Genomic DNA, 21,813 nt, shown 5'->3' with positions numbered 1-21,813 from the left:
GTTCTCCTCTCTAAACAGCCCAAAAATCGTATGAAGTCATCATACGATTTTATCTATTAATTAACTAAACTATGGTACAACTCAAGGTATGACCTGCAGGCTGTATCCCACGAGAAATCACACTCCATAGCTTGTTTTTGTAGATTTCTCCAAACATCAGGATGGTTTCTATACAAGTCCAAAGCTGTTTGGAAAGTCCAATTTAACCAGTAAGGAGATAGATTGTCAAAGCTAAAGCCAGTACCGCTTCCTTCGATTGGATTAAAGGCTTTAACGGTATCTCGTAAACCACCAACTTCATGAACCAATGGCAAGGTTCCGTAACGCATAGCCATCATTTGAGACAAGCCACATGGTTCAAAACGACTCGGCATGAGGAAGAGGTCACAAGCAGCGTAGATTTCTTGAGCTAGTTTGACATCAAAAGTGATATTTGCTGATAGCTTGTCTGGATATATTTGAGCAAACCATGAGAAAGCTCCTTCAAAGGCTGGATCACCAGTTCCCAAAAGAACAATCTGAACATCATTTTGCAAGATATGGTGCAGACTTTCCACCACCACATCAAAACCTTTTTGACGTGTCAAACGAGAAACAATTCCCACCAGAGGAACGTCAGATCTAACTGGCAAGCCAACTCTCTCTTGCAATTTTGCCTTGTTTTGGACCTTCCCAGACAAATCTTCCTGATTGAAATGATAGTCTAAAAGAGCATCCGTCTGAGGATTATAAAGGTCAGCATCAATCCCATTTACGATACCAGAGACCTTACCAGACTCCATTCGAAGAATCTGATCCAAGTTACATCCAAACTGACTAGTCATAATTTCATGAGCATAGCTAGGCGAAACGGTTGAAACACGATCCGCATAGAGAATACCTGCCTTCATCCAGTTTAAACAGTTATTCCAGCGAAGGGTGCCATCAGCGTAACGTTCAAAGCCGACTCCAAACAAATCCCATAACATTCCTTCTGAAAATTGTCCTTGGAATTCCAAATTATGAATGGTTAAAACAGTTTTAATGCCCTCATAGGCTTGAATCCAACGGTATTTTTCCTTTAACAAGAAAGGAATCATAGCTGTATGGTAGTCATGAACATGGAGAAGGTCAGGAATAAAGTCAATTCTTTCCATAGCCTCAATGGCAGCCAGTTGGAAAAAGGCAAAGCGTTCTCCGTCATCAAAATCGCCGTAAACATGACCACGGAAGAAATAATATTGGTTGTCAATAAAGTAGAAGGTCACACCATTTAGTACTATTTTCTTAATTCCACAGTACTGTCTGCGCCAACCAACACTCACCTCAAAATGAAGAATATCTTCAATCTGATTTCCAAATTTAGCCTCTACCATGTCATAGTAGGGTAAAATCACTGCAACTTCATGTCCCGCTTTTACCAGTGATTTAGGAAGAGCGCCAATGACGTCTCCCAAACCACCTGTTTTTGAAAAGGGCGCACCCTCAGCTGCTACAAATAAAATTTTCATGAATGAATATCCTCTGTTACTTTAGCACCTTTCTTAACAACGACTGGATGTTCTGCAGTTCCTCGAATCACAACGCTATCCGCAACTTCAACACCCTTATCCAAGATAGCATATTCCACCTGAGCCCCTTCTCCAATAACAACACGAGGGAATAAGATGCTATCTTTAACCAAGCTATCCTTATGGACATGAATATTACGTGATAAAACAGAATTAGCCACTTGACCTTCAATAATACTACCAGATGCAAACTGAGAAGTGCTTACCTTAGATGTATTAGCATAATAAGTTGGCTCTTCGTTTTTGACCTTTGTATAAATCTTTTGATTTGGTGAGAAGAGAGAGTAGAATTTTTGTGATTCAAGCATATCTTTGTTAGCTTTGTAATAAGACTCTACAGAATGAATATTTGCCAGATAACCTGTGTACTCGTAGGCAAAAGCTCCTTCTTTGGCAGCTAAATCACGTAAAACATAACGCAATTTCTCTGGATGTTCTTTCTTAGCTTCTTCTTCCAAGCGTTCAATCAACCAAGGTGTATCGACGACAAAGATATCTGTGGACATGTTATAGATTTGATCTGGTAACTTGCTATCAAATAGTTTATGAGAACGAACATGGTCTGTTTCATCTACTTCCAAGATTGCGTTTACTTCTGAAATGTCTTTCTTAGCTAGTTTTTTATAAACTACAGTGATAGGTCCCTTTGTTGTACTATGTAGATGGAAAACTTGGTTCAAATCAATGTTAATCAGAACATCGCAGTTGAGGGCAACTGTTTGGTTTGACCCAGAGCGTTTTAAATAGGTGAGCAGCTGTTGGTAGTATTCTTTTCCAACTGTGCTACTTTCTACACGGGTATTGTAAATACCTAGATAATAGTGACTGAGAAGGGTTGATAAGCCCCACTCACGTCCTGAGCGGATATGGTCAAAGACAGAACTGATATTATCTTGTTGGAAAATACCAAAGATACTACGGACACCTGCATTAGCAAGACTGGAAAGTGGGAAGTCAATCAAGCGATATTTACCACCAAATGGCAAACTAGCTACTGGACGGTGATCCGTCAGTGTTGACATATCATGAAAACCAACTGTATTTCCTAAAATGGCAGAATATTTATCAATCTTCATCTGTTGCTACCCCCACTACTTCATTATATCCTACAACTTGTACTTCTTCTGTTCCATCAATTTCGACACCGTCAGAAATAACTGCACCTTCACCAATAATGGCACGTTTAATTTTAGCTCCCTGACCAACAATTGCACCACTCATGATAACTGAATCTACTACTTCTGCCCCTTCGCGAACTTGCGCACCTGTTGAAAGGATAGAATGTTTAACAGTTCCATCTACAAAACAGCCATCAACAACCAAGGAATCTTCCACATGAGCATTTGCCCCAAGGAAGTTTGGTGGTGAAATTAAGTTTCTTGAGTAAATCTTCCATTGACGGTTACGGCTGTCCAAGGCATTCTCTGGAGAAATGTACTCCATATTTGCTTCCCAAAGTGACTCAATGGTACCAACATCTTTCCAGTAGCCATTAAACTCATATGCATAGACACTTTCACCTGACTCAAGGTAATTTGGAATGACATTTTTACCAAAATCTGACATATCTACATTGCTCTTTTCAGCAGCAACAAGCATATTGCGCAGACGTTGCCAATCAAAGATGTAAATACCCATAGAAGCCTTTGTAGATTTTGGTTGTGCTGGCTTTTCTTCAAATTCAACAATGCGGTTATTGGCATCTGTGTTCATAATACCAAAACGGCTAGCTTCTTTTAGAGGAACATCAAGAACTGCTACTGTCAAACTAGCATTATTATCCTTGTGTGACTGGAGCATATCATCATAGTCCATTTTATAGATGTGGTCCCCAGACAGAATCAAGACATACTCAGGATTGACACTGTCGATATAGTCAATATTTTGGTAAATAGCGTGACTAGTCCCTTCGAACCAACGATTTCCTTCACTTGCAGAATACGGTTGAAGAATAGAGACACCAGAATTGATACCGTCTAGTCCCCAGCTTGAACCATTCCCAATATGGTTATTGAGAGCAAGAGGTTGGTACTGTGTAATGACTCCAACATTGTGAATCCCTGAGTTGGCACAGTTTGAAAGAGCAAAGTCAATGATACGGTAGCGCCCACCAAATTGCACAGCTGGTTTTGCAAGGTTTTGAGTGAGTTTTCCGAGACGAGTTCCTTGCCCACCAGCAAGAATCAAAGCTAACATTTCATTCTTCATTTTCTACTCCTTTTTGGTTTTTATTTGTGACGGTTTTTGCAGATTTCAAGCGGCGTTTGATTTTCCAAACACTTGCTCCCATAGCCGGTAGGGTAAAGGTCAAGGTCTGCTCATAATCTTTCCATAGTCCTTCTTGCGTTTGAACAGTTTGATTATGTTCTTTCCAAACGCCTCCCCACTCTTCTAACTCAGTATTCCAGACTTCTTCATAAATCCCTGCAATAGGCAGTCCAATTGTAAAATCTTTTCGTTCAACAGGTGCCATATTAAAGACGCAGACTAGCATGTCGCCCTTCTTACCCTTACGGATGAAGGAAAGAACACTCTGGTCTCGATTATCCGCATCAATGATTTCAATACCATCATAGCTGGTATCAATTTCCCACAGACAGCGGTTGTCTTTGTAAAACTGGTTTAGCTGAGAAGTGAAATACTTCATCTTAGCATTAATTGGGTCTTCTAGGTTAGACCATTCCAACTGTTCCTCAGATTTCCATTCTAGGAATTGACCATATTCGCTACCCATGAAGAGCAATTTCTTACCAGGGTGACAAATTTGGTAAGTGTAGAGATTGCGCAAACCTGCAAATTGATTGTAACGATCTCCCCACATCTTATGCATCATACTCTTCTTGCCATGAACCACTTCATCGTGCGAGAATGGTAAGAGATAGTTTTCATTGAAAACATACATAAAGCTGAAAGTCACCAAATTAAAGTCATACTTACGGTAAATTGGGTCTTCTTCGTAGAAACGGAGGATATCATTCATCCAGCCCATATTCCATTTGTAGTCAAATCCTAGACCACCAAGCTCTTTCATTCCCGTAATCTTGGTTGCAGACGAACTTTCTTCTGCAATCATCATCACATCTGGATATTCTAACTTAATAATGTCATTCAAGCGTTGAAGGAAATAATAACCTTCATAGTTGAGATTTCCCCCATCTTTGTTAGGTGTCCATGGAGCATCATCATAGTCCAAATAGAGCATGTTGCTAACAGCATCCACACGAATACCATCCAAATGATAGACATCGATCCAATGCTTAATACAAGAAATCAAGAAGGACTGGACTTCATTTTTTCCAAGGTCAAAATTGAGAGCGCCCCAACCATAGTTATGAGCCTTATTATGGTCTTGGTACTCAAAAGTCGGTGTCCCATCATAATAGGCTAAGGCATCATCATTGATGGTAAAGTGACCTGGTACCCAGTCTACGATAACCCCAATATTATGGATATGACACTCCTCGACAAAATCTTGAAACTCCTCTGGTCTACCATAAGCATGCTCTAAAGCGAAGTAACCCATAAGCTGATAACCCCAACTCAACCCCAAAGGGTGGGACATCAAGGGCATAAACTCAATATGAGTATAGTTCATTTCAACGAGATAAGGAATGAGTTCATCCTTGAGCTGGGCAAAACTATAAGGACTACCATCAGGATTTCTTTTCCATGAGCCAGCGTGAACTTCATAGATATTGACAGGACGTTCAGCAAAGCCCCAACGTTTTCTTCGTGCCAGCCAAAGTCCATCCCTCCATTTCTTCTCAGGAAGCTCTGTTACGATTGCCCCTGTTCCTGGACGCGCCTCATATCTGACAGCAAAAGGGTCAATCTTCATCAGTTGATGACCATTTTGACGTGTGACATGATATTTGTAAATATGCCCTTCTTGAGCCATATTGGTAAAGACTTCCCAGACCCCAAAGTCATTTCTTACCATTGGAATCTGACCCTCAATCCAGTTGGTAAAATCCCCCACCAAGTGGACAGCCTGAGCATTAGGTGCCCAAACACGGAAAGTATAACCATACTCTCCATTTAGCTCTTCCTTATGTGCTCCTAGATAATGCTGAAGGTGAAAATTCTCTCCTGTCATAAAGGTGCGCAAAGCTTCTCTTTTATCCATAATACCCCCTCTTTTCTGTAAGCGTTTTCTATGTTTTTATTATACTACCTTTTTAGAGAAGATTCAAGTAAATTACTATACTTCTTTAAAATTATTTTGAAAATCTTCAACAAATTCACTGATGTGTCCACTTGTAAAGCAATATTTTTTCAAAAAAATGTGAAAACGCCTTTCTTTTCTCTACTATAATACCAAAAAGTTCGGATTTTTTCTATGATTATTATTGTTTTATAGCAAAAAAATAAAACCAGGAAAACAATTTCCTGATTTTACACATTTGATGAAAATATTTATCAACTTTTCTATACAAGTGAGTTGTTAGCTAAGCTCTTTCTATTCGTTCACTTCCAATAATGTGTTAGAATAGCGAGATAGATGGTCTTTATAAAACACTCAAGACGGCTAGACTAATATCATCTAAAACATTATCTTCTTTTGAACGACTATTGGTTACCAACATGGCTAAATTTCCTGCATTCTCAAACTGATAGGGTTCGGATTTAGCATTCACAACAACCAAGAGGTGTTCTTTCCCATGAACTTCATAGATAAGGCAGCCGCTATGTTCAATCGCAGAATGCACAAAGACATGATGGTAAATTTCATCATAGCTAGAGTAAGAAAAGGCACCAGTTTTTGTCTTCAATCGGATGACTTGACGGATAAACTCAATACTATCTTGACGCTCATTGATCAAATCCCAGTTGACTTGGTTCACACTGTCAGGAGCATTATAGCTATTCATCGCACGCTCTCTATCATCATGGGTCAACTCACCATTCTCACCAGTCGCAACCAGTTTGGTACGACCAAATTCTTGACCGATTTCCATAAAGGCCATTCCTTGCATGAGCAGATTCATGGCTGTGGCTGTCTCAACCTTGCGCATGATTTGTTCTGAACTTTGGTCTGGATGAAGAGTTGCCAATAAATCGTGAAGATTGTAATTGTCATGGGCTTCTACATAGTTAAGCACCTGATTTGGATGTGTATAGGTTCCTAATTCACGACTTCCTAGGATTGCTTTAGCTAGAATTGGCTCTGTCGCAGCACCACTGACAAAACCTGATTTAATTGCACCGTAAACTTCTCCACCTTTGACAGCATCACGCTGATTGTCATTAAAGAAACCAATGTTTGGCATTTCGTAGGCGTTGTCTTTCTTAGCCTTATCATAAGGGGCAAGACCTGTTCCCATATCCCAACCTTCTCCATAGAGGATAATGTTAGGGTCAATTTCATCCAAACTCTGACGAATCATCTGCATGGTCTTGACATCATGAATCCCCATCAAGTCAAAACGGAATCCGTCAATATTGTATTCCTGCACCCAGTATAGAAGAGAATCAATCATATACTTGCGAAACATTTCGTGTTCACTGGCTGTTTCATTTCCAACACCCGTTCCATTCTGGAAGGTACCGTCTGGATTCATACGATAATAGTAATCAGGGACAGTTGTTTGGAAAGGTGCATCAACAACTGAAAAGGTATGGTTATAGACCACATCCATAATGACACCAATACCCGCATCGTGGTAAGCTTGAACCATGGTCTTCAAATCACGAATGACCTGAGCTGGATCATCTGGATTAGTTGAAAAACTAGTTTCTGGTGCGTTATAGTTTTGTGGATCATAACCCCAGTTGTAGGTTACATTCCCGTCCTCATCGTATTCTTTGTGACGGTCTGCAATTGGTTGCAACTGAACATAATTGTAGCCCAACTTCTTGATATGATCAAAAGCAGTTGACTGACCGTACTGGTTAACCGTTCCAGTCTGAGCAGCACCCAAGAACGTTCCTCGAAGATGTTCATCCACACCTGAGGTCGGTGATTGGGTCAAATCACGAATATGCATTTCACAAATAACTGCCTTACATGGATTTTCCAAACGCCAAGCAGCATCAGAACCATGCTTGACCTCGAAATTTTCGACTTGTTTTTCTGCATGGCTCAGAATAGCAGAACGTTTGCCATCAGGGCTGGTCGCTATTGTATAAGGATCACGTGTCAGTGTTTCGTGATGAGGGAATTGGACTTGATACTGATAAGCCTTACCAGTCAAATCTTCCTCAACATCCAAACTCCAGACACCAATAGTATTGTCCTTATGGTTATAAGAGTAGCGATTGCCTCTCTCCATATCAAAAGTCTTCCAAACAGGTGCATCATTAGTAGCTGATTCATAAACCACAACCTGTACTGCTGTCGCTGTTGGTGACCAGAGGGAAAAATGAGCCTGATTGTCCTCTACATGGCAACCCAATTCCCCTTGGTAACCCCAATGATGGTCAAAACTAGCGCTGTTAATGGCCTTATCAAAGGCAAAAGGATTTTGATTTTTATAGAAAGGACTGGCAATAGCAGGATTTTCAGAGTAATAAATCCGATCATCGCCTTCCAAAATCCAGACCTCTGTTAAGAGGGGATAGTGATTAAAACGGATAGCATATTCTTTACTGATTTGGCCGGTATGAACCACAAAATTCAAGCTTTCTAAGGGATGAACACTTGGGTGTTCAAAGCTAAATAAGGCACCAAAATAATCTTCTTGGTAAGTTAGTAAATCAATTCGTTGATCCTGGCTTTTTACAAAAGAGCAAGTGTCATATTCACCATTCTTGCGATGGTAATGAATGCGCATAGGGTAGGTATACATTTTTATTTTTCCTTTTTATTTTATTTCTGTTTCACTAATAAATTCTTGACCGATTTTGTCCCGATTAACAAATATTGTCATTCTATCTAAACTCTATTTTTAAAAGATCATTACAAACTTTCTAGCCATGCCTCGTCTCTAACCTCAATACCAAGTTCTTGTGCCTTTTGAAGTTTACTTCCAGCATCTGCTCCTGCCACGACGAGGTCGGTCTTTTTAGACACACTGCCTGTTACCTTGGCACCCAGACTTTCGAGTTTACTTTTGGCTTCTGAGCGCTTGAGACGTTCCAATTTTCCAGTCAATACCACGGTCAAACCTGACAAGGCTGCATCCGCTACTACTGTCTGACCTTTATAGTCCAGATTGACCCCAGCTTCTTTTAATTCTCTGAGAAGAATTTCAGAGCCTTCTGTAGCAAAGTAAGTCTGAAGACTCTTGGCAATCACACCACCCAGGCTTTCAATACTAGCCACTTCCTCTGGATCTGCCTGAGCCAGATTTTCGATTGAGAGAAAATGTTGAAGTAAAAGCTGACTGGCCTTACTGCCGACATGACGAATTCCCAAACCAAACAAGAGTTTCTCGGCTGAATTTTCCTTAGATGCTTGGATAGCCTGATATAGTTTAGAAGCGGACTTTTCCTTGACCCCCTCTAAAAGGAGAAAATCTTCTTCTTTCAAACGGTAAATATCTGCCACATCCTTGACTAGATCTGCAGCAAATAATTTCTCAACTACTGATGGTCCAAGGCCTGTAATATTCATGGCATCTCGAGAGGCAAAGTGGATCAAACCTTCCATGATTTGAGCAGGGCAACGCGGATTGATACAACGGAGAGCCACTTCATCTTCAAAGTGCAACAAGTCAGAGTTACAACTTGGACAGTTTGTAGGAATATCTAGTTTCTCTTCAGAAACCCGTTTGGACTCTACCACACGTAAAACGGCAGGGATGATGTCCCCGGCCTTATAGACGATGACCGTGTCGTCTTTGCGAATATCTTTTTCAGCAATATAATCCACATTGTGCAGGGTCGCACGGCTAACAGTTGTACCAGCAAGCTGAACAGGTGTCAGATTTGCAGTTGGGGTTACAACACCGGTACGACCAACTGTCCAATCAACTGATAAGAGTTGAGCTTCTTTTTCTTCAGCAGGAAACTTGTAGGCTACTGCCCACTTTGGAGCCTTGACGGTAAAACCGAGTTCTTCTTGGCTTGCTAGGTCATTGACCTTGATTACAACTCCATCAATATCATAAGGCAGATTTTCCCGTTCCTCTCCTACTTCTTGGATAAAATTCCAAATCTCATCCATGCTTTCAGCCAGAATTCGTTTAGAATTGACTACAAAACCAAGTTGTTCTAGGTGCTTCAAAACCTTTTCTTGGCTGTCACGAGTTGACGGGCTGGCTTCTTGATAGAGAAACGTTGCAAGATTGCGCTTGGCAACTACTGCTGTATCCAGCTGACGTAGTGTGCCTGCCGCCGCATTACGGGGATTGGCAAATTCAGGCTCTCCATTTTCTTGGCGAGCTTGATTAACCTGGTCAAAAGAAGCGCGTGGCATATAACATTCCCCACGAACTGTGATATCTAGTTCTTCTGGCAAAGTTAAAGGAATGTCTTTAACACGCTTAAGATTTTCTGTGATGTTCTCCCCAACAGAACCGTCTCCACGTGTTGCACCTGCAACTAAAATCCCCTTTTCATACGTCAGCGAGATAGATAAGCCATCGATTTTCAGCTCACAAATATAGGTTGGATGAGCCACTTCCTTACGAACACGCGCATCAAAAGCTTCAAGCTCCTCACGTGAAAAAGCATCCTGCAAACTATAAAGAGGATACTGATGACTGTATTTTTCAAAACCATCTAAAACCTTACCACCAACACGATGGGTCGGACTGTCTGCTAATACTTGATCTGGATAGGCAGTTTCTAACTCAACCAACTCTCGGTAAAGACGGTCATACTCACTGTCTGAAACCGATGGATTATCGCTGGTATAGTACTCAGTCGCATAGCGATTGAGCAAGGCGACTAACTCATTCATTCTTTTATTCATAAGACCATTTTACCATAAACTAAGCCCTCCTCACAAACGAGAAGGGCGGAAAAAATACTTAGTTTGAAATTATTTTTGAAACTCAAGCAGCCTTATATCAATTTTTCAAAATGAGTTCGAACATAAATAAACGATATACAAGACAAGATGATAACACCACTTCCAATTATCAGGAAAGAAGAGAGATGTACACTTGGCAAGACTGTCATAAATCCTTTTGCAATAGGCATAAATAGAATAGCTAAGGTAAAAATCGTACTTAGTACTCTCCCAAGAAATTCGCTCTCAACCTTGGTTTGTACTTGAGTAAAAAAGTGAATATTAAAAATCGTCATAAACAATTCACAAACTAAATTTCCAGAAAAGGAAAGAAAAGTTGGCAGTGGTAATCCCATCATAAAAACTCCGACACCTGTCAAAGCCAGTAAAATCAAAAGATTATAAACATTAGCTTTAATTTTACTAGCTAGAAGAGCCCCAATGATGGAACCAATAGCCCCCATAGTTAAAATACTTGCATAGGCTCCTTCTGACCCGTAAAGCTGATTCGAAAAGGGGAGGAGAAATTCAAAAGCTGCAAAAAAGAAATTGACGCTGGAAGCTACCAGCAAAAGGAAAAAAATTTCTTGCTGATGCCAGATATAGTGTAACCCATCCTTGATATCTACAAAAATATCTCTCCCAGTAAAAGCCTTTTTCTCTTGAACTTTTGCTTCCTCTTTCGGAAGGAAAGCCACTAGAACAAAAGCAATGAAAAAAGTCAGCGAGTCTAGCAGTAGCGTCATATGGAGACTTGCAAACTGTAAAACAAGGAAGGAAAGAACAGGAGAGCTAACACCTACAACCTGCAAAACCAGCTCTAAGCGAGAGTTATAGATCACAATCTCATCTTTCTCCACCACTTCAGTTATAATAGCTTTATTGGCTGTACGAGAAAAGGCAAAAGCAATAGCCTGCACAATGTTAGCAACAATCAAAGCTCCAATCATCCAGCTGTCATTCCTTATAAAAGAAATAGCCAGACAAAGAATCCCACAAATAAGGTCTGTCGTCATCAAAATTTTGCGACGAGAAAAACGGTCTGAAATGACTCCACCAAAGGGATTTACGAGAATAGATGTGACGAGTTCAGAAATCTGATACATTCCTAAAACAGTCTGCCCGATAGTCCCCATGGAAGCCAACCAGACACTATTTCCATAATCATAGAGCATATTTCCTATCTTGTTAACAGCTCCACGGCTAATCAACTGTACGGCATAGCGATTCATATAAAAACTCCTCTCAAATTTTGAAACTATTGTATCAAAACTGAAAGGTGCTTTTTATTTTTTCCCTTATTTGGGAAAATTAATCTTTGACAAATTTTTCGTAATGTTCCTGATAGTAGGCTACTTGCTCTGGGAGATCTAGCACATCAAAAATATGCATGGCCTCTTGCATCTGCTTACAACCTTCTTTACACTGTCCTTTTTGATATAAGGCAAAACCATTTAGATAATGGAAAATATTACGCTCATAAAGCTTAATACCTTTACCAATAATCTTCTCTGTATAAGTCTCAAAATAGCTTGCATTGTCAAAAGAAAGATGCTCTAAACAATGCTGGTAACAATTGAGGGCCAAAATCAATACTAATCTCTTATGGCGACCAATCTCTAGGTAAAATTCCTCCCTCTCCATAACTTCTCTACCAATCCGAGTTACATAGTCCACATCGTAGAAACTATAGAGGTTTCCGAAAAGAATCAACTCATACATGGTCCATTCTTCCGTTTTAAAGAGATAATCTGCTACCTTATCCAAATCATCTTGCTTCATATCATAACTCGAATCTCTTTGACAAATCAAACCTTGTAGCAAAATCCAGTTCAGCTCAAAATAAAGGGGATTGATCGAACTCTTAGCCTTTTCAAGTTGTTCCCTTTGAAGCTTTTGAAAACCTGCAATATCATTTGAGTAGTAAAGCGGAATAATCTGCGCCATCATAGCAACATGTTCATGATTTTGAAAATCCCTAGCCTTGTCCATGAAATTTTCGATTGTGACATGAATGTTATCCAAAATCTCAAAGAAACGTGAGACTGCTAGGTCAGACTCCCCAAGCTCAAAGCGAGATAACTGAGAGGTAGAGCAGGACTCGCCTGCAGCCTCCTTTAAAGAATAATTTCCACTTGTCCGAAATTCACGAAGTACTTTTCCAAGACGTTCCATCTTTACACCTGCTCTGATAATTCTTCCCACTCAAGCATGGCTTCTTCCTGACGATGGCTGATTTTGTCCAGCTCTGCCTGCAATTCCATCAGTTTGTCGGCATCGTTTGTTTCCAACATTTGTTCAGAAATGGCTTGACTTTGACTTTCTAACTCTTCAATTTCAGCTTCTAGACTTTCTATTTGTCGCATGAGCTTACGAACTTCTTTTTGACTTTCTTTCTGAGCTTGATAGTCATTAACTGGGCTTGCTTCTGTTGCTTGATTGCTGGTTGAAGCTTCCTCAGTTTGAATCATTTCTACTTCTGATTTCTTCTCAACATAGTAATCGTAATCTCCAAGATAGAGAGTTGATCCATTCTCTGACAATTCCAGTACATGAGTTGCCACACGATTGATAAAGTAACGGTCGTGGCTGACGAATAGAAGAGTTCCATCAAAGTCAATCAAGACATTTTCTAGCACTTCCTTGCTATCAATATCCAAGTGGTTAGTTGGCTCATCCAGAATCAAGAAGTTGTTGTTCTCCATAGACAGTTTAGCTAAAAGTAAGCGAGCTTTTTCGCCACCAGACAGCATGCCGACTGATTTTTTGACATCATCTCCAGAAAAAAGGAAAGCACCTAGGCGGTTACGGATTTCAACTTCCGGTGTCAATTTGAAATCATTCCAAAGTTCATCCAGTACAGTATTACTTGGTGTCAGCTTGCTTTGAGTCTGATCATAGTAACCAACCTCAACATTAGCGCCAAAGCGTTTTTCACCCTTGATAAACGGAATCTGATCCACGATAGATTTGATAAAGGTTGACTTGCCAATACCATTGGGACCAACGATGGCAACAGCATTCATCTTACGAAGGTCTAGGTTAATCGGTTGTGACAGGACTTCCCCATCATAGCCAATAGCCGCATTTTCAACAGTCAAAACAACATTGCCCGACGTTTTTTCAGACTGGAAGGTCATATTGGCTGATTTCTTACCCGCTTCAGGCTTGTCCAAACGTTCCATTTTTTCCAGTTGTTTGCGGCGAGATTGGGCACGTTTGGTCGTCGAAGCACGGACTAAATTGCGATTGACAAAATCTTCCAGAGCAGCAATTTCCTTCTGTTGCTTTTCATAGTTTTTTGCCTCAGTAGCTAGTTTTTGCTCCTTCAACTCAACAAAACGAGAGTAATTCCCCACATAGCGATCCAAGGAATGCTTGGTCAAATCTAGCGTAATTGTCGCAACCTTGTCTAAGAAATAACGGTCGTGGCTGACAATAATGAGGGCACCGCTATAGTTTACCAAGTAATTCTCTAGCCAGGCAATGGTTTCAATATCCAAGTGGTTGGTTGGTTCGTCCAATACCAAAAGATTGGGCTTTTCAAGTAGCATTTTGGCTAGAGCCAGACGGGTGTTTTGACCACCAGAAAGCTCAGCAATTTTCATCTGCCACATAGATTCGTCAAACTTGAATCCATTTAAAATCGCTCGTATATCAGCTTCATAGGTAAAGCCACCTGCTTGGCGAAAATTCTCAGATAAGCGGTCGTAATCTGACATCAGTTTATCCAAATCAGCACCAGACTTTTCTCCCATCTCCAACTCCATCTGACGCAGTTGTTTCTCAGTCCGACGCAAATCATCAAAGACATGAAGCATTTCATCGTAGATAGTGTTTTCAGATTCAAAACGGCTATCTTGGGCTAGGTAAGATAGAGAAATATCTTTTTTCTTATTGATTTCTCCACTAGTTGGCTCCTCTTCTCCAACCAAAATCTTCAAAAGAGTAGACTTACCTGCTCCATTTTTCCCAACAAGAGCAATCCGGTCTCGTTCATCAACCTGCAGGTTAATATTATCGAAAAGAACCTCTCCTGCAAAAGAACGTTCAATTTTATTAGCTTGTAAAATAATCATACAAGTAGTATAGCATGTTTCCCTAAGGCATTCAAGATAATGGTAAGTATTTTAGCGAAGGGTTTATAACATAAAATAAATTATGTATATTTTATGTTAGATTCCTTCGCTATCTTGTTGGATTTTCTAACCAGCCAATCTTGCTTCAAATAGTTATCGCACAAGTCTATTATTTAATTCTTTTCATTATATACGTACGTATAGCAGATTGAAATAAGATGAGAACAAATCGATTGAGGAAGTAAAATTAATTTCTATAAATGTTTTAGAAATTGTTTCGTACTATTTTAGATTCAACTACTATATATACAATATTTTCGGAGCATTCAACTTTTTAACTCTATTTATTACTAGATTTCATAATTAAAAAGCCTACTGACCAAGCTAGAAAGCTTGATACAATAGGCTTTTTGAACACCAATTATTTAACAGCGTCTTTAAGAGCTTTACCAGCTTTGAATGCTGGAACTTTAGAAGCTGCAATTGTCATTTCTTTACCAGTTTGTGGGTTGCGACCTTTACGTTCTGCACGCTCACGAACTTCAAAGTTACCAAAACCGATCAATTGAACTTTTTCACCAGCTGCAAGATAGTCAGCTACTGCTGCAAATACAGCTTCAACTGCTGCTGCTGAGTCTTTCTTAGTCAATTCTGTAGCTTCTGCTACTTTAGCGATCAAATCTTGTTTGTTTGCCATGTTAACGATTCCTCCAAATAATTTCTAATTAACAAATATAATCATATCCTAAAATCCCTTTTAGGTCAAGTTAAAAACGCTATTTCTTCCCATTTTCTTTATTTTTTTAGGAGTGGTAACGTACCAAAATAGCCCAAGCGTTCTCACCCGTGTGAGTTTGAATAATGGAACCCGTTTCCAAAACAGAAATTGGCTGTTCAACATAAGCTTGTAAGCTTTCTTTCATCTCTTTTGCCCAATCAGCACTACCAGAATATGAAATTCCAATCTCTGCTACAGAACGTTCAGAAAGCGATGTTATCAACTCATCTAACCATTTTTTAAAAGTTTTAGCTCCACGACCTTTAACCATTGGCTGCAATTCATGGTCTTTCATTTGCATGACAACACGGATATTGAGAAGGGAGCTTAACAATCCAGTTACACGGCCAATTCGTCCACCTTTTACTAGATTTTCTAGAGTAGAAACGCCAATATAGAGCTCCGTATGGTTTTTAACCTCTTCTACATGAGCTAAAATTGTCTCCATGTCTTTGCCTTCTTGAGCTAATCTCGCAGCCTCAACAACTTGGAATTTCAAGGCTTGGTCAGTGAAGGAACTATCAACAACAGTCACATCTGCAGTAGATAAACTAGCACCTTGGCGTGCTGCTTCTACAGTCCCCGAAAGAGCATGAGACATATGAATAGCAAGAATCTGGCTACCATCCTTGCACAGGTCTTCAAAAACTTCAGCAAAGACACCTACAGGCGGCTGACTTGTTTTCGGAAGATTCTTAGCTTCTTGCATCAAGTGAAGAAATTTACCTTCTTCTTTCAAATCAGCATCAGAATAAACAACATTATCAATCATTACAGATAGTGGCACTACCGTAATATCTAATTGCTTTACTAGTTCTGGTTCAATAGTAACAGATGAATCGGTTACAATCTTAATTTTTGTCATAGTATCAATCTTTCTATTTTAGGATTCAGATTGGTTTTCTTACTTTTAATTATATCAAAAAAAGATTAAAAATCCTAATGGAGTCACTCAAATTTTCCGTAAAAATTTGATATAATCAACTTATAAGAAAAGAGGTGTCCTATGATTAAAAAAATTTACCCCATTTTAACCATTTTACTAGGTGCTGCTATTTATGCTTTTGGTCTAACTTATTTTGTAGTTCCTCATCATCTCTTTGAAGGAGGGGCAACAGGTATTACCCTTATCACCTTTTATCTTTTTAAAATCCCTGTTTCGCTCATGAACTTGCTGATTAACATTCCCCTTTTCATCCTAGCTTGGAAAATATTTGGAGCAAAATCCCTCTATTCTAGTTTGCTAGGAACCTTAGCCTTATCCGCCTGGTTAGCCTTTTTTGAGCGTATTCCACTTCATATTGATCTTCAAGGTGATTTACTAATCACTGCTCTTATAGCTGGGATTCTATTGGGAATTGGTCTTGGAATTATCTTTAATGCTGGAGGTACAACTGGCGGAACTGATATTCTAGCTCGTATTCTCAATAAATACACTCATATATCAATGGGAAAACTGCTCTTTATCTTAGATTTTTGTATTCTCATGCTCATTCTCCTTATCTTCAAGGATTTGAGATTGGTTTCCTACACACTCTTATTTGATTTTATCGTTTCTCGTGTCATTGATTTGATTGGCGAAGGAGGCTATGCTGGTAAAGGCTTTATGATTATCACAAAACGTCCTGACCAACTTGCTAAAGCGATTAATGATGACCTAGGAAGAGGCGTTACTTTCATCTCAGGTCAAGGCTACTATAGTCAAAAAGATTTGAAGATTATCTACTGTATTGTCGGTAGAAATGAGATTGTGAAAATGAAGGAAATGATTCATCGAATCGATCCTCAAGCCTTTATCACTATTACAGAAGCCCACGAAATCCTTGGAGAAGGATTTACCTTTGAAAAAGAATAAAAAGAGGTAATGTCGTGACCTCAAAAGTTAGACTAAATCATCTATCTTTTGGGTTACAAACAACCTCTTTTTTGTTTACTCAAGCTCTTAAGACCAATTTCGAGCTACTTCTTCATCAGCCTTTAACTGATCCACTAATTGATCAACAGAATCAAATTTGGTCATATCTCGAATACGATCAAGCCAATAAACCATGACGGTTTCCCCATAAATATCTTGATTAAAATCAAAAATATTGACTTCAAAACGTGCTTCTTCTCCATCAAAGGTCACGTTTTTCCCGACACTAGCCATAGCACGATACTTCTGTCTTTGAATCTCAACATCAACGACATAAACGCCATCTGCTGGCATATAAGTACGGTCTAAAAGCACCAAATTAGCTGTTGGATAACCAATCGTACGACCACGAGCATTACCATGAACCACCATACCTCTGGATGGAAGCGGTGCCCCCAAAAGTTCTCCTGCTTCTTTCACATTTCCATCTAAAATAGCTTGACGGATACGAGTTGAACTAATCTTTCCTTTCTCATCTTCTATAGGTGGAACAATGATAACTTCTCCATCAAAGTAATCCTTTAAATCTTCTGCTGTTTTTTTGTCAGAACCAAATGTATAATCAAAACCTGCAACAATAATTTTGGCATTCATAGCCTTGATATAAGTTGCAAAAAATTCTTCTGCCGTGAGACTAGCGAATTGACTACTAAAATCAAGGAGATATAATTCTTCTACACCTTCGCGCTTTAATTTTCTTTCACGTTCAGCAGGGTTCAAAATATGCAAAAACAAATCTGGATGATAAGGCTCTAAAGCGATCTTTGGAGATTCATTAAAGGTCATAACGACGATAGGCAATAAATCCTTTCTCGCAGCTTTGTTGGCAACACGAAATAATTCTTGATGCCCCTTATGTATGCCATCAAAATAGCCGAGAACAACGACTGAATCAGATGGTGTGCCAATATCTTTTTGGTTTTTTATAGGAATAGTAATAATCATAAAATAATTATATCATAGCGATAGCTATTTCTGGAACAGAAAATCTGAAATGTCGTTTTTTTCACCTGAAGTGTAGCTGTTTTCAAAAAGCACTTCACTCTATCGTTGCTTAACTATGAACTTTGCAATATTCTTCTCAAAAACTTGTAGGCCATCTTCAAAAGTTTGAAAGGAGTGATTAGACTTGTTCGGTAACCATAAAGTGTCATACTATGCTTATGTATGAAAAAGCAATGCAACTAACTCCTGAGAACTTTAAATTACTAATTGGTGCCGAAAAGGTAGAATTTAGAATCGAGGTACACCTATGGCTGTAAAATTTACAAAACGAGACAACTTGTGCAAGATATTTGAAGAGTTTCCTAAACTCCCTGATTTGAAGCAAGTCACTTTCCCTGATGACAAAGAAAAAAGCCAAAGCAGTAAAGAAAAACTAGATGACTGATTTTCAACAACTCCCATCCAGTGTGCTTCAGATTGGAGCTATTTTTCTCTCCGTCTGTTAGCTTGGATTCTCAGACAGTTTCAGTTAAAGAATATCATTTTCCCTTATCAGAAGGAACGGCTCAAGCCATTCAGACAAGTTAAGGGACGACAAGCCAATATTTGAAACCAGATACCAGTTCTTATAGTCAATTGAAATAAAATCTGAAGAAATCGAGTAGGAAACTCAAATCAATTTTTAGCAGTGTTCTATTCCAGATTCAATCCACTATACATATTAAAAAGTATGGGTACCAAAACAAAAAAACAGGCTCTCCGAAAAACTCGGAAAGCCTTATTTAATGCTACTTCTAGCTTCCTCGCCTTTACATTTCAAGGCTCAGGATAAAAAGGTTCACTGAACCTTTTTATTTAGCGATTGGGTAAACAGAAACTTGTTTTTTATCGCGTCCTTTACGTTCAAAGCGTACTACGCCTTCAACTTTAGCGAACAAAGTATCGTCTCCACCACGTCCAACGTTTACACCTGGGTAGATGTGTGTACCACGTTGACGGTAAAGGATTGATCCACCTGTTACAGTTTGTCCGTCAGCTGCTTTAGCTCCAAGACGTTTTGCTTGTGAATCACGTCCGTTTGATGTAGAACCTCCACCTTTTTTGTGGGCGAAAAGTTGCAAGTTGTTAAGAGTCATTTTTAACATAATGTTTTCCTCCGTGTTAGTTTTCTGTGATAACTCTGGTTTGGACGAACTCAGAAGAGTTCTCCGATAAGTTTGCCATACCTAAGAAAAATGATTCAAAGAATAACTGGGTCATTTCTCTCTGGTGTGAAGGCAGGTCTTTTGGAATCTCAACCATCAGATAGCCACCTTCATCTTCGTTTAATTCTAGGATTGGTTCATAGCCTGCAAATTTCTCAATGGAATTGATAAAGTTAATGGCAAGCGTAGAAACCGATGCACACACGACATCTAAGCCGTATTCGCCACTCTCGGCGTGTCCAGTAATTTCCGCACTCCTCAGCTCGCCATCTTCGGCTCTCTCAAAGACTGCCTGTATCATGTGTTCTCCTTAAAATTAAGCGTTAATTGCGTTGATGACAACTTTTGTATATGGTTGACGGTGACCTTGCTTACGGTGGCTACCTTTTTTAGGTTTGTACTTGTAAGTAACAACTTTCTTTTGTTTTCCTTGTTTTTCAACAGTTCCAACTACAGTAGCTCCAGCAACAAGTGGAGTTCCGACAACAGTGTTTTCACCACCAACAAGAACAACTTCGTTAAAAGTAACTTCTTGACCAGCTTCAACGTTCAATTTTTCAACGTAAACTGCTTGACCAACTTCAACTTTAACTTGTTTTCCGCCAGTTTTGATAATTGCGTATGTGCTCATTATGCACCTCCTATGATTTTTATGGGTTTCCCCGATTTTTTGTGAAGACTCGCCTAGCATCGTGGGACGAACCACTTAAACTTGAATAATCAAGCAACGATGTTCGTGCGGTTGCACAGGAACGTGCATAGTCAACTCTCTAAGTATAGCATATCTCCTATTTTCTTACAAGTAATAACACCTAAAATGAAGCTTTTTCTTTTACTTTTCTTTTACTTTTTTCCGCCACGAGGCAAAAAGCATACTGAGATAAAAAATGCTCATCATAATAGGAACACCAAGAATGGTCTTTTCATGATAGAAAATCGTCAAATAAGCTGAAAAGACAACACCAAGGACAAAACTACTAAGCAGGCTAACAAATATGAACCCTTCACGCAAAAAAGGTGTGTGCTTGGTTCGGAAATAATCCCCAAAAGCTAGCATGGTTCGTTTGATATTCCCTGTCATAAAAGCGTTATTGTAGGCAATACCCGATACTTCTCCAAAAGCAGTTGTCACCAGTCCCATACAGAAGGCCAAGGGCGGCACTAGATAGATATTATCTACAGTCTGCGGAACAAAACCAATAATGATTGATAGGATTGCCAAAGGAATCAGTGACAGAATTGGCTTTTTTACAATTCTCAATTTTTCCTTATAAATGGTTAGTAAAAAAACTCCCAGCATAAACGCTATTAAGGTTAAAAGCTTATCCCTAACATCCGAAACATTATTCTGTATTAGCTCTACCGAAAGAAAGACAACATTTCCAGTTTGTCCAGCTACAAGGGTATTCCCACGAACAATAAAAGTGTAAGCATCCACATATCCAGCACAAAACGTCAAAAAAAGTGCTAACCTTTTAGACTGACGTGATATTTTTCTTATAGGTAATAACCTCATTTTCCCTCCCATTGTATTTTCTCTTAGAATATTGTACCATTTTCTTTCTAAAAAATCGTAGGCTACCATTTAGATTTTACTATTAGCATAAAAATAATAAACAACTATTTTTCCAAAAATAGATAGAGGTAACATATTGGTAAACAAAGCATACGAACCTTTAGTAAAATCATTTCCATGAAACTAGAATAGAGCCCCTCTTAGCAAAAATCATTATTTTAATTTATTTCTAATTACTCCTTGACATAAATAACTCTTACCAATAAAAGACTATGTCTTAAAAAAATGATATAATAAAATCAATACTTGGGCTTGATGGCTATGCTACTAAGAACAATTAGGATAGAAAATCAGGCACTTGTTAACAACAAGGATTATCCCCTTGAGATGAAAGGAACTTTAGAAATCTTATGATGAACATGCAAAACATGATGCGCCAAGCACAAAAACTTCAAAAACAAATGGAACAAAGTCAAGCTGAACTTGCAGCTATGCAATTTGTTGGCAAATCTGCTCAAGACCTTGTCCAAGCGACCTTAACTGGAGATAAGAAAGTTGTCAGCATTGATTTCAATCCAGCTATCATTGACCCAGAGGACCTTGAAACTCTTTCTGATATGACCGTTCAAGCCATCAACTCTGCTCTTGAACAAATCGATGAAACTACCAAGAAAAAACTGGGTGCTTTCGCTGGGAAATTGCCATTCTAAAAACAAGGAGCTAGAACAATACTTGTCGATAACAAAGGCTAAGAAAGGTGCAAAAATTATAAAAAACGCATAATAGCAGGTGTCAAAACACTCAATATTATGCGTTTTCTAATGAAAAAATTCTCTTTTCATACTCATTTAATACTCTTCAAAAATCAAATTCAAACCATATCAGCGTCGGCTTGTCGTAGGTATGGTTCCTGACTTCGTCAGTCTTAT

Annotated in this window: 19 protein-coding genes, 1 pseudogene and 1 other annotated feature; of the genes and pseudogenes, 4 read left to right on the top strand and 16 right to left on the bottom strand. The window is 39.1% G+C overall.

The genetic code is table 11. The features are described 5' to 3' along the window. Positions 1–56: 56 nt before the first annotated feature. The 11 genes from glgA to HT711_RS10440 all read right to left on the bottom strand — a co-directional run bounded on the left by glgA (position 57) and on the right by HT711_RS10440 (position 16,168). Positions 57–1,490, bottom strand: a complete 1,434-nt coding sequence (gene glgA, locus HT711_RS10490) for a glycogen synthase GlgA (protein ID WP_173234053.1) — start codon at positions 1,488–1,490, stop codon at positions 57–59. Continuing rightward, a complete protein-coding gene (gene glgD / locus HT711_RS10485) occupies positions 1,487–2,626 on the bottom strand; it encodes a glucose-1-phosphate adenylyltransferase subunit GlgD (RefSeq protein WP_173234051.1) in 1,140 nt (379 codons plus the stop codon). Before glgD ends, glgA begins: the two co-directional genes overlap by 4 nt. Further along, the gene (locus tag HT711_RS10480) at positions 2,616–3,758 is read right to left on the bottom strand and encodes a glucose-1-phosphate adenylyltransferase (RefSeq protein ID WP_000787247.1); all 1,143 of its coding nucleotides are present in this window, start codon (positions 3,756–3,758) and stop codon (positions 2,616–2,618) included. The genes glgD and HT711_RS10480 overlap by 11 nt, the downstream gene beginning before the upstream one ends. Further along, on the bottom strand, positions 3,748–5,676 hold the full coding sequence (gene glgB / locus HT711_RS10475) for a 1,4-alpha-glucan branching protein GlgB (protein WP_173234049.1): 1,929 nt from the start codon (positions 5,674–5,676) through the stop codon (positions 3,748–3,750). Before glgB ends, HT711_RS10480 begins: the two co-directional genes overlap by 11 nt. A gap of 382 nt (positions 5,677–6,058) precedes the next feature. Continuing rightward, positions 6,059–8,338, bottom strand: coding sequence for a type I pullulanase (pulA, locus tag HT711_RS10470; RefSeq protein WP_050971579.1), 2,280 nt, complete (start codon positions 8,336–8,338; stop codon positions 6,059–6,061). A gap of 110 nt (positions 8,339–8,448) precedes the next feature. Next, positions 8,449–10,407, bottom strand: coding sequence for an NAD-dependent DNA ligase LigA (ligA, locus tag HT711_RS10465; RefSeq protein ID WP_173217846.1), 1,959 nt, complete (start codon positions 10,405–10,407; stop codon positions 8,449–8,451). Positions 10,408–10,499: 92 nt separating this feature from the next. Further along, on the bottom strand, positions 10,500–11,678 hold the full coding sequence (locus tag HT711_RS10460) for an MFS transporter (protein WP_001083042.1): 1,179 nt from the start codon (positions 11,676–11,678) through the stop codon (positions 10,500–10,502). Between the two features lie 79 nt (positions 11,679–11,757). Then, positions 11,758–12,621, bottom strand: a complete 864-nt coding sequence (locus HT711_RS10455) for an XRE/MutR family transcriptional regulator (RefSeq protein ID WP_000440277.1) — start codon at positions 12,619–12,621, stop codon at positions 11,758–11,760. 2 nt (positions 12,622–12,623) lie between these two features. Further along, a complete protein-coding gene (locus tag HT711_RS10450) occupies positions 12,624–14,525 on the bottom strand; it encodes an ABC-F family ATP-binding cassette domain-containing protein (RefSeq protein ID WP_000584859.1) in 1,902 nt (633 codons plus the stop codon). A 421-nt stretch (positions 14,526–14,946) separates the two neighbouring features. After that, a complete protein-coding gene (locus HT711_RS10445; RefSeq protein WP_001284639.1) occupies positions 14,947–15,222 on the bottom strand; it encodes an HU family DNA-binding protein in 276 nt (91 codons plus the stop codon). 106 nt (positions 15,223–15,328) lie between these two features. Continuing rightward, a complete protein-coding gene (locus HT711_RS10440) occupies positions 15,329–16,168 on the bottom strand; it encodes a DegV family protein (protein WP_173234047.1) in 840 nt (279 codons plus the stop codon). A gap of 141 nt (positions 16,169–16,309) precedes the next feature. Between HT711_RS10440 and HT711_RS10435 the strand changes: the two genes are divergently transcribed. Next, positions 16,310–17,158 (top strand): YitT family protein, encoded by an 849-nt coding sequence (locus HT711_RS10435; RefSeq protein ID WP_050243034.1) that lies wholly within the window; start codon positions 16,310–16,312, stop codon positions 17,156–17,158. An 87-nt stretch (positions 17,159–17,245) separates the two neighbouring features. Here the strand turns inward: HT711_RS10435 and HT711_RS10430 are convergent, their stop codons facing one another. Further along, positions 17,246–18,163 (bottom strand): bifunctional riboflavin kinase/FAD synthetase, encoded by a 918-nt coding sequence (locus tag HT711_RS10430; RefSeq protein ID WP_000587434.1) that lies wholly within the window; start codon positions 18,161–18,163, stop codon positions 17,246–17,248. A 307-nt stretch (positions 18,164–18,470) separates the two neighbouring features. Between HT711_RS10430 and HT711_RS10425 the strand changes: the two genes are divergently transcribed. Beyond that, on the top strand, positions 18,471–18,608 hold the full coding sequence (locus tag HT711_RS10425) for an SPJ_0845 family protein (RefSeq protein ID WP_000268693.1): 138 nt from the start codon (positions 18,471–18,473) through the stop codon (positions 18,606–18,608). A 50-nt stretch (positions 18,609–18,658) separates the two neighbouring features. Next, positions 18,659–18,748, top strand: a pseudogene (locus tag HT711_RS11465) (TIGR03943 family protein); the annotation flags it as partial. Positions 18,749–19,014: 266 nt separating this feature from the next. Here HT711_RS11465 and rpmA read toward each other — a convergent pair. The 4 genes from rpmA to HT711_RS10400 all read right to left on the bottom strand — a co-directional run bounded on the left by rpmA (position 19,015) and on the right by HT711_RS10400 (position 20,896). Then, complete coding sequence (gene rpmA / locus HT711_RS10415) at positions 19,015–19,308, bottom strand: 50S ribosomal protein L27 (protein ID WP_000916509.1); 294 nt, start codon at positions 19,306–19,308, stop codon at positions 19,015–19,017. Positions 19,309–19,324: 16 nt separating this feature from the next. After that, entirely contained in the window at positions 19,325–19,669 is a 345-nt protein-coding gene (locus HT711_RS10410; RefSeq protein ID WP_000613699.1) for a ribosomal-processing cysteine protease Prp, read from the bottom strand. A 15-nt stretch (positions 19,670–19,684) separates the two neighbouring features. Further along, on the bottom strand, positions 19,685–19,999 hold the full coding sequence (rplU, locus tag HT711_RS10405) for a 50S ribosomal protein L21 (RefSeq protein ID WP_000109141.1): 315 nt from the start codon (positions 19,997–19,999) through the stop codon (positions 19,685–19,687). 35 nt (positions 20,000–20,034) lie between these two features. Next, positions 20,035–20,122 (bottom strand) — a sequence feature (ribosomal protein L21 leader region). Positions 20,123–20,200: 78 nt separating this feature from the next. Continuing rightward, positions 20,201–20,896: a YoaK family protein gene (locus tag HT711_RS10400; RefSeq protein WP_173234136.1), complete on the bottom strand. Its 696-nt coding sequence runs from the start codon at positions 20,894–20,896 to the stop codon at positions 20,201–20,203. Positions 20,897–21,294: 398 nt separating this feature from the next. Here HT711_RS10400 and HT711_RS10395 point away from each other — a divergent pair, with 398 nt between their 5' ends. Beyond that, the gene (locus tag HT711_RS10395; protein WP_000981523.1) at positions 21,295–21,594 is read left to right on the top strand and encodes a YbaB/EbfC family nucleoid-associated protein; all 300 of its coding nucleotides are present in this window, start codon (positions 21,295–21,297) and stop codon (positions 21,592–21,594) included. Positions 21,595–21,813 lie beyond the last annotated feature (219 nt).

It is taken from the genome of Streptococcus sp. 1032 (assembly GCF_013277015.1).
GTDB lineage: Bacteria > Bacillota > Bacilli > Lactobacillales > Streptococcaceae > Streptococcus.
Note: the sequence above shows the minus strand (reverse complement) of the source record. Positions and strands in the feature narration are given on the sequence as shown.

Excerpts from the sequence above, each read along its gene's own strand:
- glgA (WP_173234053.1), bottom strand. The coding sequence starts at position 1,490 with ATGAAAATTTTATTTGTAGCAGCTGAGGGTGCGCCCTTTTCAAAAACA.
- glgD (WP_173234051.1), bottom strand. The coding sequence starts at position 2,626 with ATGAAGATTGATAAATATTCTGCCATTTTAGGAAATACAGTTGGTTTT.
- HT711_RS10480 (WP_000787247.1), bottom strand. The coding sequence starts at position 3,758 with ATGAAGAATGAAATGTTAGCTTTGATTCTTGCTGGTGGGCAAGGAACT.
- glgB (WP_173234049.1), bottom strand. The coding sequence starts at position 5,676 with ATGGATAAAAGAGAAGCTTTGCGCACCTTTATGACAGGAGAGAATTTT.
- pulA (WP_050971579.1), bottom strand. The coding sequence starts at position 8,338 with ATGTATACCTACCCTATGCGCATTCATTACCATCGCAAGAATGGTGAA.
- ligA (WP_173217846.1), bottom strand. The coding sequence starts at position 10,407 with ATGAATAAAAGAATGAATGAGTTAGTCGCCTTGCTCAATCGCTATGCG.
- HT711_RS10460 (WP_001083042.1), bottom strand. The coding sequence starts at position 11,678 with ATGAATCGCTATGCCGTACAGTTGATTAGCCGTGGAGCTGTTAACAAG.
- HT711_RS10455 (WP_000440277.1), bottom strand. The coding sequence starts at position 12,621 with ATGGAACGTCTTGGAAAAGTACTTCGTGAATTTCGGACAAGTGGAAAT.
- HT711_RS10450 (WP_000584859.1), bottom strand. The coding sequence starts at position 14,525 with ATGATTATTTTACAAGCTAATAAAATTGAACGTTCTTTTGCAGGAGAG.
- HT711_RS10445 (WP_001284639.1), bottom strand. The coding sequence starts at position 15,222 with ATGGCAAACAAACAAGATTTGATCGCTAAAGTAGCAGAAGCTACAGAA.
- HT711_RS10440 (WP_173234047.1), bottom strand. The coding sequence starts at position 16,168 with ATGACAAAAATTAAGATTGTAACCGATTCATCTGTTACTATTGAACCA.
- HT711_RS10435 (WP_050243034.1), top strand. The coding sequence starts at position 16,310 with ATGATTAAAAAAATTTACCCCATTTTAACCATTTTACTAGGTGCTGCT.
- HT711_RS10430 (WP_000587434.1), bottom strand. The coding sequence starts at position 18,163 with ATGATTATTACTATTCCTATAAAAAACCAAAAAGATATTGGCACACCA.
- HT711_RS10425 (WP_000268693.1), top strand. The coding sequence starts at position 18,471 with ATGGCTGTAAAATTTACAAAACGAGACAACTTGTGCAAGATATTTGAA.
- rpmA (WP_000916509.1), bottom strand. The coding sequence starts at position 19,308 with ATGTTAAAAATGACTCTTAACAACTTGCAACTTTTCGCCCACAAAAAA.
- HT711_RS10410 (WP_000613699.1), bottom strand. The coding sequence starts at position 19,669 with ATGATACAGGCAGTCTTTGAGAGAGCCGAAGATGGCGAGCTGAGGAGT.
- rplU (WP_000109141.1), bottom strand. The coding sequence starts at position 19,999 with ATGAGCACATACGCAATTATCAAAACTGGCGGAAAACAAGTTAAAGTT.
- HT711_RS10400 (WP_173234136.1), bottom strand. The coding sequence starts at position 20,896 with ATGGGAGGGAAAATGAGGTTATTACCTATAAGAAAAATATCACGTCAG.
- HT711_RS10395 (WP_000981523.1), top strand. The coding sequence starts at position 21,295 with ATGATGAACATGCAAAACATGATGCGCCAAGCACAAAAACTTCAAAAA.